This is a genomic window from Stenotrophomonas sp. 3(2025), assembly GCF_052665395.1.
Map to the genome: position 1 here is coordinate 45388 of NZ_JBQOIF010000015.1, position 15314 is coordinate 60701.

At 66.0% G+C, this 15314-nt stretch carries 12 protein-coding genes; 2 read left to right on the plus strand and 10 right to left on the minus strand.

The genetic code is table 11. The features are described from left to right. Positions 1 to 36: 36 nt before the first annotated feature. The 4 genes from ACUXVE_RS12740 to ACUXVE_RS12755 all read right to left on the minus strand — a co-directional run bounded on the left by ACUXVE_RS12740 (position 37) and on the right by ACUXVE_RS12755 (position 5644). Positions 37 to 3207 carry an efflux RND transporter permease subunit gene (locus ACUXVE_RS12740; protein WP_025878843.1) on the minus strand — a complete coding sequence of 1057 codons (3171 nt, stop codon included), beginning with the start codon at positions 3205 to 3207 and terminating at the stop codon, positions 37 to 39. A 127-nt stretch (positions 3208 to 3334) separates the two neighbouring features. Beyond that, positions 3335 to 4558, minus strand: a complete 1224-nt coding sequence (locus ACUXVE_RS12745; RefSeq protein ID WP_445514514.1) for an efflux RND transporter periplasmic adaptor subunit — start codon at positions 4556 to 4558, stop codon at positions 3335 to 3337. Between the two features lie 91 nt (positions 4559 to 4649). After that, the gene (locus ACUXVE_RS12750; protein WP_445514515.1) at positions 4650 to 5420 is read right to left on the minus strand and encodes an SDR family NAD(P)-dependent oxidoreductase; all 771 of its coding nucleotides are present in this window, start codon (positions 5418 to 5420) and stop codon (positions 4650 to 4652) included. Next, a complete protein-coding gene (locus ACUXVE_RS12755; protein WP_025878840.1) occupies positions 5417 to 5644 on the minus strand; it encodes a hypothetical protein in 228 nt (75 codons plus the stop codon). Before ACUXVE_RS12755 ends, ACUXVE_RS12750 begins: the two co-directional genes overlap by 4 nt. A 147-nt stretch (positions 5645 to 5791) precedes the next feature. Here ACUXVE_RS12755 and ACUXVE_RS12760 point away from each other — a divergent pair, with 147 nt between their 5' ends. Continuing rightward, positions 5792 to 6823 carry a LysR family transcriptional regulator gene (locus ACUXVE_RS12760; RefSeq protein ID WP_025878839.1) on the plus strand — a complete coding sequence of 344 codons (1032 nt, stop codon included), beginning with the start codon at positions 5792 to 5794 and terminating at the stop codon, positions 6821 to 6823. Between the two features lie 181 nt (positions 6824 to 7004). On the opposite strand, the gene ACUXVE_RS12765 is transcribed toward ACUXVE_RS12760, so the two are convergent. Both ACUXVE_RS12765 and ACUXVE_RS12770 read right to left on the minus strand, forming a co-directional pair. After that, the gene (locus ACUXVE_RS12765; protein ID WP_445514516.1) at positions 7005 to 7700 is read right to left on the minus strand and encodes an OmpA family protein; all 696 of its coding nucleotides are present in this window, start codon (positions 7698 to 7700) and stop codon (positions 7005 to 7007) included. Positions 7701 to 7841: 141 nt separating this feature from the next. Then, a complete protein-coding gene (locus ACUXVE_RS12770) occupies positions 7842 to 9257 on the minus strand; it encodes a cryptochrome/photolyase family protein (RefSeq protein WP_445514517.1) in 1416 nt (471 codons plus the stop codon). A 58-nt stretch (positions 9258 to 9315) separates the two neighbouring features. Between ACUXVE_RS12770 and ACUXVE_RS12775 the strand changes: the two genes are divergently transcribed. Further along, positions 9316 to 9951: a hypothetical protein gene (locus tag ACUXVE_RS12775; protein WP_445514518.1), complete on the plus strand. Its 636-nt coding sequence runs from the start codon at positions 9316 to 9318 to the stop codon at positions 9949 to 9951. Positions 9952 to 10038: 87 nt separating this feature from the next. Here ACUXVE_RS12775 and ACUXVE_RS12780 read toward each other — a convergent pair whose 3' ends face one another. From ACUXVE_RS12780 to ACUXVE_RS12795, 4 genes are read right to left on the minus strand one after another with little or no spacing between them, the layout of a single operon-like run. Continuing rightward, positions 10039 to 10191 (minus strand): hypothetical protein, encoded by a 153-nt coding sequence (locus tag ACUXVE_RS12780; RefSeq protein WP_425513232.1) that lies wholly within the window; start codon positions 10189 to 10191, stop codon positions 10039 to 10041. Between the two features lie 10 nt (positions 10192 to 10201). Then, complete coding sequence (locus tag ACUXVE_RS12785) at positions 10202 to 11509, minus strand: purple acid phosphatase family protein (RefSeq protein WP_093820186.1); 1308 nt, start codon at positions 11507 to 11509, stop codon at positions 10202 to 10204. A gap of 53 nt (positions 11510 to 11562) precedes the next feature. Beyond that, positions 11563 to 12669, minus strand: coding sequence for a phytase (locus tag ACUXVE_RS12790; RefSeq protein ID WP_445514519.1), 1107 nt, complete (start codon positions 12667 to 12669; stop codon positions 11563 to 11565). 11 nt (positions 12670 to 12680) lie between these two features. Beyond that, complete coding sequence (locus tag ACUXVE_RS12795) at positions 12681 to 15239, minus strand: TonB-dependent receptor (protein WP_445514520.1); 2559 nt, start codon at positions 15237 to 15239, stop codon at positions 12681 to 12683. Between the last annotated feature and the right edge of the window lie 75 nt (positions 15240 to 15314).

Below are 15314 nucleotides of genomic sequence, written 5' to 3' on the forward strand. Positions count from 1 at the left end.
GGGCGCCGGTGATTGCCGGCGCCGATGTTTTCCATGTCAGTGATGGATGGTCGGCTCGCCGTGCTGCACCAGCTGGCCACCACCGTTGCGGGTGACGAACTTGCGCAGTGCCACGTAGAACACCGGGGTCAGGAACAGGCCGAACAGGGTCACGCCCAGCATGCCGGCGAACACCGTGATGCCGGTCACCGAGCGCACTTCGGCGCCAGCGCCATGCGACAGCACCAGCGGCACCGTGCCGGCGATGAAGGCGATGGAGGTCATCACGATCGGGCGCAGACGCAGGCGGCAGGCTTCCAGTGCCGCTTCGACGATGCCCTTGCCGCCCATCTCCAGCTCTCTGGCGAACTCGACGATCAGGATCGCGTTCTTGCACGCCAAGCCCATCAGCACCACCAGGCCGACCTGCACGAACACGTTGTTGTCGCCGCCGGTCATCCACACGCCGAACAGCGCGGACAGCAGGGTCATCGGCACGATCAGGATCACCGCCAGCGGCAGCGACCAGCTTTCGTACAGCGCGGCCAGCACCAGGAACGCCAGCATGATCGCCACCGGGAACACGATGAAGGCCGCCTTGCCCTGGGTCGCCTGCTGGTAGCTCAGGTCGGTCCATTCGGTAGCCATGCCCACCGGCAGCACCTTGGCGGCGATGGCGGTGAGGTTGTTCATCGCTTCGGCCGAGGACAGCACACGCGGGTCGGCTTCACCGGCCAGGTCAGCGGCCGGGTAGCCGTTGAAGCGCAGCACCGGGTCCGGACCGTAGGTTTCCTTGACGGTGACCATCGAGCCGATCGGCACCATCTCGCCACGGTCGTTGCGGGTCCGCAGCTTGCCGATGTCTTCGACGCTGTCACGGAACTGGCCATCGGCCTGCGCGATCACCTGCCAGGTACGTCCGAACTGGTTGAAGTCATTGACGTAGGCCGAACCCAGGTAGGTCTGCAGCGTATCGAACAACTCGGTCAGCTGTACGCCCTGGGCCTTCGCCTTGACCCGGTCCACCTCGGCATCCAGCTGCGGCACGTTGGCCTGGTAGCTGGTGATCGGGAAGGCCATGCCCGGGGTCTGCGCAACCGCGCCCTGCATCGACTGCACCGCGTTCTGCAACGCGCCATAGCCGAGGTTGCCACGGTCCTGGATGAACATCTGGTAGCCGTTGCCGTTACCGAGGCCGAGGATCGGCGGCGGCATCATGGCGAAGGCGAACCCTTCCTGCAGGCCTGCGATCTTCTGGTTGATCTCCGCATTGATCTGCGCCGCGGTGCGGCCATGGCGCTCGCTGAACGGCTTGAGCGGAATGAACGCAACACCGGTGTTGGGCGTGTTGGTGAACTGCAGGGCATTCAGACCGGGGAACGAGATGGTGTGAGCCACACCGTCGGTTTCCTGGGCGATCTTGGCGACCTTGCGCAGCATTTCATCGGTACGCGCGATCGACGAACCCTCCGGCAGCTTCACGCCGGCGATCAGGTACAGCTTGTCCTGGGTCGGAATGAAGCCCGGCGGCACCAGCTTGAAGATGAAGCCGGTACCCACCAGCAGCACCGCATACACCACGAACACCGCACCACGACGACCGAGGATCTTCGACACGCCACGCTCGTACTTTTCCGAGCTGGACTTGAAGAAGCGGTTGAACGGACGGAACACCCAGCCGAACAGACGGTCGATGATGCGGGTCGGGGCATCCTTCGGCGCGCCATGCGGCTTGAGCAGGCGGGCCGCCAGGGCCGGCGACAGGGTCAGCGAGTTGATCGCCGAGATCACCGTGGAGATGGCGATGGTGACCGCGAACTGCTTGTAGAACTGACCGGTGACGCCCGACAGGAACGCCATCGGCACGAACACCGCACACAGCACCAGGGCGATGGCGATGATCGGCCCGGACACTTCGCGCATCGCCTGATGCGCAGCGGCCAGCGGGGTCAGGCCTTCTTCGATGTTGCGCTCAACGTTTTCCACCACCACGATCGCGTCATCGACCACGATGCCGATCGCCAGCACCAGGCCGAACAGGCTCAGCGTGTTGATCGAGAAGCCCAGCAGGTACAGCGCGCCGAACGTACCGACGATCGACACCGGCACGGCGATGAGCGGGATGATCGACGCACGCCAGGTCTGCAGGAACAGGATCACCACCAGCACCACCAGCGCGATGGCTTCGAGCAGGGTGGAGACCACGGCCTTGATCGAGTCGCGCACGAAGATGGTGGTGTCATACACCGCTTCGTACTTCACGTCGGCCGGCATGGTCTTCTGCATCTCGTCCATGCTGGCCATCACCGCATCGCGGATCTCCAGCGCATTGGCGCCGGGGGCCTGGAAGATACCGATACCCACCGCGTTCTTGCCGTCCAGCTGCGAGCGCAGCGTGTAGTCACCGGCACCCAGTTCGACACGGGCCACGTCCGCCAGCCGCACCACTTCACCGTCGGTGCCGCTCTTGAGCACGATGTCGCCGAACTCCTGCTCGCTGCGCAGGCGGCCCTGGGCATTGATCAGGGTCAGGAACTGGCTGTTGGGCATCGGTTCGGCGCCGAGCTGGCCGGCCGAGACCTGCACGTTCTGCTCGCGCATGGCGCGCACCACGTCGCTGGCGGTCAGGCCGCGCGCGGCCACCTTGTCCGGGTCCAGCCAGGCGCGCATGGCATAGTCACCACCGCCGAAGATCTGTGCGTCGCCGACGCCCTGGATACGTGCCAGCGCATCCTTGACGTGCAGGCGGGCGTAGTTGCGCAGGTACAGGGTGTCGTACTTGCCGTTGGGCGAGGTCAGGTGCACCACCATCAGGAAGGTGGGTGACTGCTTCTGGGTGGTCACGCCTTGCCGGCGCACGTCCTCGGGCAATCGCGCCTGGGCCTGGGCAACGCGGTTCTGTACCTTCACCGCCGCTTCGTCCGGGTCGGTGCCCGGGCGGAAGGTGATGGTCATCTGCAGCACGCCGTCGGAACCGGCCACCGACTTGAGGTAGATCATGCCCTCAACGCCGTTGATGGCCTCCTCCAGCGGGGTGGCCACGGTTTCGGCGATCACCTTCGGGTTGGCGCCCGGGTAGACCGTGCGTACGACCACCGACGGCGGCACCACTTCGGGGTACTCACCGATGGGCAGCATCGGAATCGAGATCAGGCCTGCGGCGAAGATCACGATCGACAGCACCGCCGCGAAGATCGGCCTGTCGATGAAGAAACGGGAAAAGTCCATGGAAGAATTCCTGGAAAAGGCCGTCGGCGGGCAACAGCCGCCCTGCCCCTCGCCAATCTGGCGAAGGCAGTGACGGCTGCCGCTGGCACCGGCAGCTAAGCGGGGACGCGGATCAGGAGCCGGCGGATCAGTGGTTCAGTGCGGCAGTTGCATCGCGACCCGGCGCCGGCGCAGCGGTGGGCTGCATCGCCACCGCCTTCGCCTGCACCGGCATGCCGGGCATGAAGACCTTCTGCACGCCATCGATGATCACCTTGTCACCGGCGGCCAGGCCCTGCTCGACGATGCGCAGGCCTTCGGCGGTGCGGCCGAGGCGGATGTCACGGCGCTGGGCCTTGCCATCCTTGTCGACCACATAGACGTACTTGCGGTCCTGGTCGGTCAGCACGGCCTTGTCGTCGATCAGCATGGCCTGGAACTGGCCGCTGCCGAGCAGCTGCACGCGGGCGAACAGGCCCGGGGTGAACTGGCGATCGGCGTTGTCCAGCAGTGCGCGGACGCGGATGGTGCCGGTGCTGCGGGTCACCTGGTTGTCGAGGAAGTCGACCTTGCCCGAGTGCGGGTAGCCTTCTTCACCGGACAGGCCGATCTTCACCGGCAGCTCGCTGTCGCGCTCGCTCGGGCGCTCGCCCTTGCGTGCCATCTGCGCGTAGCGCAGGAAGGTGCTTTCGTCGGCATCGAAGTACACGAACACCGTATCCAGCGAGACCAGCGTGGTCAGCACGCTGGCGCTGTCGCCGGCGGTCACCAGGTTGCCGGCGGTGACCATCGCCCGGCCGGCACGGCCGTCGATCGGCGCACGCACCTTGGTGAACTCCAGGTTGAGGCGGGCGGCATCCACCGCGGCCTGCGCAGCCTGCACCGCCGCACCGGACTGGTCGGCAGCCGCACGACGCTGTTCGGCGGTCTCGGTGGAAATCGCCTGCTGTTCGGCCAGGCGCTTGGCACGCTCGGACTCGCTGCGGGCCAGCACCGCCTGGGTACGCGCACGGGCCAGTTCGGCGTTGGCGCGGTCGTACTCGGCCTGGTAGCTGCGGGCATCGATGGTGAACAGGACGGCGCCCTTCTTCACTTCTTCGCCTTCAACGTAGCTGACCTTGTCGATGTAGCCGGACACGCGCGGGCGCAGCTCGACGCTCTGCACGGCCTCGACGCGACCGCTGAATTCATCCCACTGGCTGACCTGCTTGAGCAGCACGGGGGCAGCTGAGACCTGCGGCGGGGGCGGCGCGCCGGCTTCTTCGGCATGGCCACCGCTGCAGGCCGCCAGGACGGCGGCGGCGAGGATCGACACGCCAGCCATCGCGATGCGATGACCGAAACGATGTGGAGTGGTATTGGGGGAAGTCATGGCATGCATCCGTACGGAGGGGTGGTACAGCTATTTGAGAATTGCTATCAACTTTCGGCGGCGTATCCTGCGACCTCAACCAAAGTCGAGGTCAAGCAACGCCTGCGGTGTCGCGCCACAGCGGCGGTATTTCCAGGTGCAGCAGGCCGCGTGGCAGTTCGGCATCACTGCTGTCGCAACGGACGATTGCGCGGTTGTCGCGGCACCCGTCGAGCAGGGACACCACGCGGCGACCGACCAGCAGTGAACTCGGCCATTCAATACAGGCGTTGGCAGCGTTGGCCGGCGTGCAGACCGGACTGCACACTTCCAGCATCTGCGCGCGTACGCCTACGGCCTGCGCTTCCTGGTGCACCACCTGCGCGTACATGCGCAGCGCGGCGGTGGTGATCGAGGTCTCGCCATAGCCTGCCCAGGGCTTGAGCCCGGCCGGGCTGCCGATCATCACGTAGCGGCGGGCGTGCACGTTGTCCTGCAGCAGCGGCAGCAGGTGGTGCACTGCGTGCACATGCGGCATCAGGTCCGCCTGCAATGCCGCCGACAGGGCGTCACCGCCACGCTCGACCACGCGGCCACGGTTGTACGGGCCGCCCATCGCGGCAACCACCGCTGCCAGCGGGCGCGGGCGCTGCGCCACGCGTTCGGCCAGCACACGTGCCGAACCGTCGTCGCTGAGCGAGCCCAGCATCGTCTGCAGGCCCGGCTCATCAGCGAACTGCTCGTGCAACGCCGCCAGGCGGCCGGGATCGCGGCCGACCACCAGCACGGGGCTGCCGGCCTCCAGCAATGCGCCGACCACCCCCTGGCCCACGGCACCGGTGCCGCCGAGAACCAGGACCTCGGGCGTCAGAATCCCATTCACGGGACATTTCCTCCCAAATCCGGGATAGTCCCGATTCGGCGCAGCCGGTCACCCTTGTGCGAGGCAAGGTGCAAGGCACCGCCACGCTGCTGACGCATGGGTGCGGTAAACTCCCGAAAATCCTTGTTAACCAAGGAGCTGGGACGGGATTCAACGGTCATTGCCAGGTCCAGGGCGTTCTGGCCGGCAATCCGGAAGCGGGCAAGAATGTTGCGCAGGCTCATGGCGGACGGGCTCCAATTAGCGAATGGCGCCACGATAGACCTCAAACCCCTACTTGATTAGTCCTGATTAAGGGGAATAATCATCCCGTCCCCGGTCCAATCGTTCTGTCACGATTGCCCCATCCCCGACGTCCAGGATCCCTGACCATGTCCCACGATCTCAACGAGACGCTGATCTTCGTCAAAGTGGTCGAGCAAGGCAGCTTCATCGCGGCTGCCAAATCGCTCGGCCTGCCCAAGACCACGGTCAGCCGCAAAGTGCAGGAACTTGAGACGCGCCTGGGTGCGCGCCTGCTGCACCGGACCACGCGCCGCCTCGGCCTCACCGAAGCCGGTTCTATCTATCACGAGCATTGCCAGCGCATCGCGCGCGAACTTGAAGAAGCCGAAAGCGCGGTCAGCCAGCTGCAGTCTGGTCCACGCGGATGGTTGCGCTTCACCGTGCCCTATTCGATCGGCATCACCTGGATCGCACCGCTGCTGGGCCAGTTCCATGCGCAGTACCCGGAAATCCGCCTGGACATGCACATGGGCAACGAGAAGCTGGACCTGATCGCCGGTGAGGCCGATCTTGCCCTGCGCGTGGGTGCCCTGCCCGATTCCAACCTGGTGGCGCGCAAGCTCGGCAGCCTGCGCACGCAGGTATTCGCCAGCCCGGCCTACATCGAGCGCTACGGCGAGCCGCTGCATCCGGAAGAGCTGCAGTTCCACCGCATCCTGGCCATGCGCAAGCCGTACCACACCGGCAATTCGCCACGCTTCACCTGGCAGCTGGGCGAGAACGGTGGCGAGCTGCGCGACTTCCCGGTGACGCCGCTGATGACGGCCAACGACATGTCTGCGCTGAATGGCGCGCTGGTGTGTGGCGAAGGTCTGCTGCTGACCGGCGACGTGATGGCCAAGCCGTTCGTCGAGTCGGGCATGGTGCGCCGCGTTCTGGCCGGCTGGACCGGTCCGGAAGTGGATTTCAACGCGGTGTTCGCCGGTGGCCGGCTGGTCTCGCCGAAGGTACGCGCGTTCGTCGATTTCCTGGTGGAGAAGCTCAACTTCGACGCCAACTACATGCTGGCGCAGTGCCCCGGTGCGAAGCTGGCGCGGCAGCAGCAGGAACAGGAAGAAGCGGCGCTGGCGAGCAGCGGCAAGCGGATCCTGGAGAAGGTGGCTGCTTCGGCGGCGTAAGCTGCAGCGATGCCGCCTGTACCCTGCTCCTGGATCGCCTCCGGTCGATGCCGACCTTGGTCGGCACGGCTCTCCACATGGGCTATCGGCGTGCCGAGCACACTCGGCACCTACAGAAAATGCCGCCTGCCAGGGCGGCATTTTCGTTCCGGCTGCGGCGGAACAGCAATAACGCTATGCGTTATTGTTTGAGAGGAATCACGCGGATTTCGACGCGACGGTTCTTGGCACGGCCGGCATCGGTGCTGTTGTCAGCGATCGGGTAGGCCTTGCCAGCACCCAGGGTTTCGATGCGCACGCTCTGCACGCCCTGGCCGATCAGGTACTGCGCCACCGAATCAGCACGTTCCTTGGACAGGCGGTTGTTGACCGCGTCGCTGCCGATGCTGTCGGTGTGGCCAACCACTTCGATCATGGTCTGGTTGTACTCGCGCAGGGTGCCGGCAACGCCATTGAGCGAACCGTAGAACTGCGGCTTCAGTGCCGACTTGCCGAAGTCGAAGGTGATCCCGTCGGGCAGGTTCAGCATGATGTTGTCGCCCTGGCGCTCGACGTCGATGCCGGTGTTGGCGGTGCGCTCGCGCAGCGCGCGCTCCTGGCGATCCTGGTACTGGCCCACCGCGGCGCCACTGAGCGCCCCGATACCGGCACCGATCAACGCATGCTGGCGACGTTCGGTCGCGCTGTCGCCGGCCAGCAGGCCGGCGGCCACGCCGATGGCGGTACCGATCAGGGCGTTGCGGCCGGTGCGGTTCTGCTGCTCGGTCGGGTTGCCATACGGGTCACTCTGCACATAAGAGCCGCCGGTGGCGCAGGCCGACAGGACAGCCGCACTCATCAGGGCCAGTGCGACGTTGCGGGTGGTGTTGCGGATCATGGTGTTCTCCTTGGTTTCCGGTCGGGCCGGCGGCTTACGGGCGGCAACGAGGATAAACAGCCGGACGCGATGTCGGGATGATGATCGTACCGGTCGACAAGGACGTGTTCAGCTAGCTGTCTGGACCGCTCAGCCAGCGCTTTACCCCGCCGCCGACTGGCGGTAGGCGGCCAGCGCCGCATCCCGGCCAGCCGCCAGGTCCACCAGCGGCGTGCGCGGGTAGCCGGGCGCCAGCTCGGCCAACAGGAGCGGATGCTGCCATGGAGCGAACCGCGCTTTCACCGGCAGCGCCGCCAGCTCAGGCACCCAGCGGCTGATGTAGCGCGCCTGCGGATCGAACTTCTCGGCCTGTGTGACGGGATTGAACACGCGGAAATACGGAGCCGCATCGGCACCGGTGCCGGCCACCCACTGCCAGCCCATCGTGTTGTTGGCCAGGTCGGCATCCACCAGCGTGTCCCAGAACCAGCGCGCACCGTGCAGCCAATGCGCGCGCAGGTGTTTGCACAGGTAGCTGGCAACGATCATCCGCACCCGGTTGTGCATGTAGCCGGTATGCCAGAGCTCGCGCAGGCCAGCATCGACGATGGGGACGCCGGTATTGCCGCGCTGCCAGTCGTGCAGCTGGGCGACACTGGGGCTGGCCCACGGGAAGCGATCGAAGCGTGGATTGAGGTTGTCGGTCGGCGTCTTCGGGAAGTGGTGCAGCAGGTGATGGGCGAAGTCACGCCAGCCAAGCTGGCGCAGGTAGCCGTCGATATCGGCATCGGTACCGGCACTGCGCAGGCCTTCCAGCGCCTGGGCGATGCGCCACGGCGCGATTTCGCCGAAATGCAGGTGCGGCGACAGCCGCGAGGTACCGACCCGATCCGGCAGGTCGCGCTGCTCGCGATAGCCGCGCAGCGCACCATCCTCGAACACGGACAACGCCTCGAGCGCACCGGTCTCGCCCGGCTGCCAGTGTTCCCAGAACCCGGTATCCCAGTGAAGCGTGGGCGCCAGCTGCAGCGTATCCAGCGCGAGGCTGTCGACCGTATGCGCCGGCAGCGTCTCCGGTGCGGCCTGCAAGGCGGGCAAACGCCAGTGGCTGAGTACGTTGCGCCAGTACGGAGTGAATACCTTGTAGGGCTGCCCCTGCTGGGTGGCGATGTCCCAGGGCTCGAACAGCAGGCTGCCGTTGCAGCTCTGCGCATCGATGCCCTGCTCGCGCAGCGCGCGTTTGATGGCGGCATCGCGCGGTTGCGTCGCCGGTTCGTACTTGCGGTTCCAGTACACCGCTTCAGCGCCGGTCTGCTGCACCAGCTCCAGCAGGGTCGGCAGGCTGTCACCGGCACGCAGCACCAGCGATGAACCCCGTGCATGCAGGTCGGCATCCAATGCCGCCAGCGAACGATGGCGCCACGCATTGGAGGCCGCGCCCGGCGCCCACTCGCCCTCTTCGTGCGGCGCGTGGATGTACACCGGCACCACAGCGTGGCCCGCTTCCAGCGCCGCCTGCAGCGCCGGATTGTCCTGCAACCGCAGGTCCCGACGGAACCATACCAACGCTACCGACACGTGCACTGCCTCTCAGTTGCTGGGCGGCCATGATAGCCAGTGACGGTGAAGGCGATGCGTGCGACCGGCTCTGCTAGGCTGCGCGCTCTTCCGCTTCCGCCCGGCCCACGTCATGGATGATCTTCGCGCCACGTTTGCCCGCTTCGGCTCCCTGCAACCGCAATCCCCCGACGCGTGGCAAGGGCCGTTCCCGCTGCCGGACGTGCTGGCCGGATTCTATGCGCGCGTCGGCCCGTTCGGCGAGGTATTCAATCCTGCAAAAGGCCCCTGCGGCATCACCATTCCAGGCCTTGAGGTGTGGATACCGCCCCTGCAGCGCCTGTGGGCCTATCAGGCAGGCTATCGCTGGAACGGCAACGATGGCGAACCGATCAGCGACTGGCCGGCGCAGTGGCTGGTGATCGCCGACCGCGGCGCCGATCCCCTCATCCTCGACATCGACGACGGCCGCGTACTGTTCGCCCGTCATGGTGCGGGCCACTGGGACGCCGGCGGGTTCGCCGCCGACGTGCCGACCCTGATGGCCGCGTTGGCTGCGGCCGGCAGCGTTTACCTAGATGCCGATGAGGATCTGTACAGCGATGACGATGATGGCGGGATCCGTCCGGTTCATCGCGACGCGGCGCTGCGCGCTGTCGCTGTGGTGTTGGGCAGCACGGATGAAGCGGATCTGTTCCTGGACGCGATGCAGTAGAGCCACGCCTTGCGTGGATGGTGCACGGAAAGGTTCAATCCACGCGTGGCGTGGATCCACTTCTGGACTGCTGCATCGCTTCGTTGATCACCCGTCCGTCGTTCTTTCCTGCGGCACCTGCTCCGGCTGAGCGGCCAGGAGCGGGTGCAGTACGGTATCGGCAGCAGCCACCGCGCCCACCACCAACAGCAGGGCAACGGCGATGGCGGCCATCGGAACGAGGTGCGGGCGTGTGCTCATCGGTCGTTCCTCACTCCCAGCACCGGTCGGTGCGGCCCTTGGCGGTCTGCGCACGCGTGCAGTCACGCGGCGCGATCCGTCCCTCCTGCTGCTCCAGCCGTTGCTTGCCGCCATTGTCATCGCGCTTCAGCTCGAAGGCGTCGTACAGGCGCCCGGTCACCGTGCGGGCCTCGTAGCGAAGGCGCTGCGGATCGATGCGCAACACCTGGAACAGCTGGGTGTCTTCGCCCACAGGGTCCATCGTCCTGCGTGCTTCGTCCGACAGGCGGTACTGCTTCGGTCCGGCCACCGTCACCACGTACTGCGGTGTTGCCGCCTGCCCTTCGCCGCGACGGCCGTAGGTATGGTCATGCCCCTGCAGTACCAGATCCACCTTGTGACGGCGCACCACCGGCAGCAGCACCTTGCGCAGGGCAGCATTCTCGCGGCCCTCGCGCGGCGAATAGAACGGCTGGTGCAGCAGCACGATCGTCCACGGCTGCCGGTTGCCGGCCAGCACCTTGTCCAACCACTGTGCCTGCGCCTTGGCGGTACCCAGATCCAGCGCCGAGGTGCCATCGACCACGGCCACGCGCACGCCCTGTGCGTCGAACCAGTAGCTGGTACCCGCCGCCGCGCTGGCACCGTTGCCCGGCAGGGCGAAGGTCACCGGCCAATGGCGGCCCAGCACACGGCGCTCCTGTGGCGTGTCCTCGAACTCCTCGAAGTACTCGTGGTTGCCGATCGCCGGCGCCACCAGCGTCTCCTGTGCCAGCCAGCTGGTGGCGGCGAACCATTCGCCCCATTCGCTGTCGTCCATGTTGTCGCCACCGCTGACCAGGTCGCCGGCAAACAGGCTGATCCGTGCATCCGGCGCGGCCTTCTGTGCGGCCCGCACCACGCGGCTTACATGGCTGACGTTCTTGTTCTGGGTATCGCCGAAATACAGCAGGGTCAGCGGCTGGTCGGCAGCGGCCAGCGTACGCAGCTGGTTCCACGCGCTCCAGCTGCCATTGCCCTGTACGCGGTAGACATACAGGGTGTCCGGCTGCAAACCATCGATGTCGGCGCGATGATGATGCGACAGGCCGTTCTCGGTCTGCAGCACCTGGGTCTTCGCGCGCACCTGGACGATGCCCTCGATGGCCGGCGAATCGTCGGCCCGTGCGATTTCCAGCAGCGGCGACTGCACGCTGCCATCAGTGCGCCAGGCCACTGCGAAACCGTGGCTGGGGTCGACCGATGGAGAGGCAACGATGCGGTCCGGCACCGGTGTGGCCGCGTAGTAGCGGCTGCCCGACGGCACCTGCGTATTGGGCTCGGCCGCAGCCATCGCCATCGATGGCAATGCCAGCAGCAGCCCGATCGCAAGCAGGCGCACCAAACGCGCGCTCACGAGCCACACTCCAGCGGCAGGGCCAACTGCTTGGCGATGCTCTCCCAGTCGAAGGCCACCACGCCCTGGTCATCGTGCACCGCATACAGGGCGCCGTGCGGGAACCGTGGCGTTGGCTGCTGCATCATCCAGATGCCATCGGTGTTGGCCACGGTATTGCCCTGGAACGCACCCACCGGCTTCAGCGTATGGCGGTCGAACAGATGGAACACGCTGCGCTGCTTGCCCTGCTCGGTGGTGATCCACCAGCCGTCCTTGCCGCAGGTGCGCAGCATCACGCCTTCGGCCTGCGCCTTGAACACGTCGCGGCCGAAGGTGGTGCCGGTGAAGCGCCCCGCCAGGGTGTAGACCTTGAATTCGCTGGCGTAGCTTTCGTCCTCTTCGGCGATCAGCAGGCGATCATTGGCCGGATCCCCCCAGATCGATTCGACCACACGCAACGCGCCGGCTTCGCTGGTATCACCGATGCTGGCCGACAGTGTTGCCTGCACCTTCGTGCCATCGCGGGACACGTGGTACTGGCGCACGCGCTTGTCCAGCTCAGCCAGCGGCGGCAGGATGTCCTTGCCCTGTGCGTCCTCGCCGTTGTCCCAGGAATCGGTGACGTAGACGCTGTAGCCATCGGCACGGCGGTCCACCCACAGGCCATAGGGCTTGCGCAGATCGTCGGCACCGAAGGTGGCCAACGGAGTGAAGTCCGGCAGCGAAAGCACCTGCACACGGTGGTTGTCGCGCTCGACGATCCACAGCAGGTCATCGATCACCGCGATGCCGTTGGGACGATCGAACTGGCCCAGGCCGGTGCCGGTGCTGCCGACGTCGCGCAGGTGCTGGCCGTTGCTGCCGTCGTAGACCACCAGCTTGTCGGTGGCCTTGGCCGTGGCGATCAGCCAGGTCTTGCCATCCGGCGCCTGCCAGGACGCGGGCGAATCGATGTTGTCGGCCGGGGTCATCGGGGTCAGGAAGGCCTCGGCGATGGTCGCCACGTTGCGCTCGACCGGAGCCACAGCGCCGGTCGCTGCAGCCGCTGCCGACGCCTTGTCCGCGGCCGGCGTGCAGCCGGCGGCAAGAACGGCTGCCAGCGAGGCCGCCATCAGGGTCATGCAACGCGCCATCACAGCGCCACCTTCAGGCCCACGGCGTAGGTGCGGCCGTATTCCTCCATCTGCAGGGTGCGCGAGCGCGTGCCCTGGTACAGCTCCAACGGCTTGTCCAGCAGGTTCTGCGCTTCAAAATACACGCTCACGTTCGCGTTGAACTTGTAGTCCAGCGAGAAGTCGAGCTGGGTGTTGGGCGCCACGTAGATGTCGAACGCACGGCCCTTGCCGATGCTGTCCAGGTACTCGCTGCGGTACACCGCCGCCAGACGCGTGCTCAGGCCGTACTTTTCATAGCCGATGTGGGCGCTGTACACGTGCTTGGAGGCACGCGGCAGGGTGAAATCCTCACCGGCGCGATCCTCGATGCCAGCGTCGAATCCGGTATCCAGCCAGGTGCCGCTGGCGCCCACCAGCAGGCCGTCCAGGCCGGCGGGCAGGAAGGCCAGCTGCTGCTGCCAGTTCAGCTCCGCACCACGCACGGTGGCTTTGCGGCCATTGATCGGCTGGGTCACGTCGAAACCACCGTAGGCCGGATCATTGGTGCGCACCGTCTCGACGATATAGCCGTCGATGGACTTGTGGAACAGACCGAGCGAAACGATGCCGGTGCTGCCGAGGTACTTCTCCACCGACAGGTCGATGTTCTTCGACTCGTACGGGTCCAGCTCAGGATTGCCCAGGCGCACTTCCTCGTCGCCGCGGCTGTAGCCCACGCGCGGCGAGATATCGCCGAAGGACGGGCGCGAAACGGTCTTGTTGGCCGACGCGCGCAGCACCCAGTCATCGGCTGCGTCGTAGCGCAGGTGCAGGCCCGGCAGTACGTTGGTGTAGCTGCTGTTGGCCACGCGCGGGGTTACGGTGTAGCTGCGGCCGTTGGCCGCCACATCGACCTGGTTGCCCTCGGCCCTGAAGCGGGTGTTCTCCACACGCACGCCACCGATGATGCGCAGCGCACCGACATCCCAGGTGCCCATGGCGTAGCTGGCGAAGATGTCTTCACTGGCGGTGTAGTCCTCTTCCAGCGAGGTCATCGCGTTGGCGCCGACATCCTGCGGACGGGCACTGAACTGGCCACGGTTGGCCGCCCAGTACGCGCGCATCGCGCCCGAATCCATGCCGTCACCCAGGGTGCCGTGGCGGTGATCCGGGGAGCCGGTGGTCCAGCTGGACAGGGCAACCTTCGGGCCGACGCGCAGTTCGCTTTCGTCGACGTTGACGTCGCGGTCGCGCCAGCGCCCCAGCAGGCCGAACTTGATGCTGCTGCTGTCGCCGTCGAAGCGGACGTTGACCTGTGCGCTGTGCTCCTTGTCGTTCACCTGCTTGGGTGAAATCACGAAGCGGTCGAACGCGTAGTTCGCGTTGTCCAGCCACTGCGGATTGTCGAAGCTGTAGCTGGGCATTCGACTGCTCTGGTCCAGCGTACCGTTGAAGGCCTTGCCGTTGAGCTTGAAGCGCGCCTCCATTTCATCGTTCACCCGCTCTTCGGTGCGGGTGAAACCAACCTTGTAATCGACCACGGCGTTGGTCAGCGTGTTCTCGCCGCCCAGGCTGGCCGCAAAGGTGTTCTCTTCCTTGGTGCGATAGCGCATGCGCTTGTCGATGGAATCCTTCGGCATGCCGTCCAACCGGTACTGGTCGGTACCGGTCTTCACCATCTTGGCGTCATCGAAGTTGAAGATCACCCGCTGGCGGGTTTCGGCATCATCGAACTGGCTGTACAGCGCACGCAGGTAGTACTTGCTGTCCTCGTTCGGGCGCCAGTCCAGGTTGAGGTTGGCGCCGATGCGCTTGCGCTCGATCTCATACTTGCGGTGCTGCAGGTTGATCGCGGTGACGTCGCCCGGTGCGGCATCGTCTTCCCCGTCGTACTCCACTTCGGTGTTGTCCGATTCGAACGTGCGCTTCTGGTAGTTCACGCCCAGCGCGACGCCGAAGGTGTCGTTGAACACTTCGCTGTAGTTGAAGGCCGCCTTCGGGCTGGTTTCGCCGGACAGCTGCTGGTGGCTGGCTTCGATCTTGCCACGCAGGCTGCGGCCGTCACGATCGAAGGCCGAGGCCGATTCAACCAGGATCGCGCCGCCGATGGCGTCGCCCGGCATGTCCGGGGTCGGCGACTTGACCACGCGCAGGCGTTCGGTCGAATCGGACGGAATCACATCCAGCGGCGCCGCGCGGCTGGAATCTTCCGGGGTGCCGATGGCGATGCCGTCGACGCTGACGCTGTTGAGGTTGGCATCCAGGCCACGCACCACCACGAACCGGCCTTCACCCTGGTCGCGGGTCACGCTGATGCCTGGCAGGCGCTGCAGCGACTCGGCCACGTTCTTGTCCGGGTACTGGCCCAGCGCGTCGGAGGACACGGCGTCTTCGATGGCATCGCTGCTGCGCTTCAGGTCGACGGCGCGTACCTGCGATTCCAGCTGCGCGCGCACTTCGATGCGGTCCAGATCGGTCGCTGCGGCGGCACCCCCTGCCACGGCAGCGGCAGCGTTTTCGGCCGCCAGCACCGACGGGCTGGCCGTCACCAGAAGCGAGAGGCTGATTGCCAGGCCCAACGTGTTCTTCTTCTGCACAGCTATCCCCAACGGTGTAAAGATTGGGTCAGCACGGTATGTCCAGCAGGTTGCATGGGCATGACACCGGTGGAG

Coding starts and splice junctions, on each gene's coding strand:
- ACUXVE_RS12740 (WP_025878843.1), bottom strand. CDS start 3,207: ATGGACTTTTCCCGTTTCTTCATCGACAGGCCGATCTTCGCGGCGGTG.
- ACUXVE_RS12745 (WP_445514514.1), bottom strand. CDS start 4,558: ATGACTTCCCCCAATACCACTCCACATCGTTTCGGTCATCGCATCGCG.
- ACUXVE_RS12755 (WP_025878840.1), bottom strand. CDS start 5,644: ATGAGCCTGCGCAACATTCTTGCCCGCTTCCGGATTGCCGGCCAGAAC.
- ACUXVE_RS12760 (WP_025878839.1), top strand. CDS start 5,792: ATGTCCCACGATCTCAACGAGACGCTGATCTTCGTCAAAGTGGTCGAG.
- ACUXVE_RS12765 (WP_445514516.1), bottom strand. CDS start 7,700: ATGATCCGCAACACCACCCGCAACGTCGCACTGGCCCTGATGAGTGCG.
- ACUXVE_RS12780 (WP_425513232.1), bottom strand. CDS start 10,191: ATGAGCACACGCCCGCACCTCGTTCCGATGGCCGCCATCGCCGTTGCC.
- ACUXVE_RS12785 (WP_093820186.1), bottom strand. CDS start 11,509: ATGGCGATGGCTGCGGCCGAGCCCAATACGCAGGTGCCGTCGGGCAGC.
- ACUXVE_RS12790 (WP_445514519.1), bottom strand. CDS start 12,669: ATGACCCTGATGGCGGCCTCGCTGGCAGCCGTTCTTGCCGCCGGCTGC.